Here is a 624-nt window from a genome sequence, read left to right on the forward strand (position 1 = left end):
CGATATCATAAAGGAACTTATGCCAGAAGCGGGCATACAGAAGGTGAAGCACGGCATGTTCTGCACCGCCGATATACATATCGAGCGGAAGCCATTTTTCCAATTTTTCTGCTGATGCCAGCTGATCCGGATTGTGCGGATCAATATAGGGCAAGAAATACCACCAGCTTCCCGCCCATTGCGCCATTGTATTCGTTTCTCTTCTTCCTTTTTTCCCTGTCTCAGGGTCTGTGACTTCCACCCACTCTTTAATGTTCGCAAGCGGTGATTCGCCCGTTCCGCTCGGTTTGATTTCATCCGTTTTTGGCAAAATCAGCGGCAGCTCCTCTTCCGGGACAGCTGTTGACGTTCCGTCTTCCCAATGAATGACCGGAATCGGCTCGCCCCAATAACGCTGGCGGCTGAAGAGCCAGTCACGAAGACGGTATGTCACTTTCTTCTCACCGTTTTTCGTTTCTTCCAGCCAAGCGATCACTTTTTCAATCGCTTCCTGTTTGTGAAGGCCGTTCAGGAAATCAGAGTTCACGTGCTCGCCGTCGCCAGTATAGGCTGCTTCCTCAACGTTCCCGCCTTTTACGACTTCCTTCACCGGAAGGCCGAATGTTTTGGCGAATTCAAAATCAC

The 624-nt window shown here is 50.3% G+C and carries 1 protein-coding gene; it reads right to left on the minus strand.

The window, feature by feature from the left end:
* Positions 1 to 624, minus strand: a 624-nt coding sequence (locus ACWHAR_RS28850; RefSeq protein WP_452088671.1) for a class I tRNA ligase family protein, incomplete at both ends; no start/stop codon positions are given.

Source organism: Bacillus sp. LR--39 (assembly GCF_053613335.1).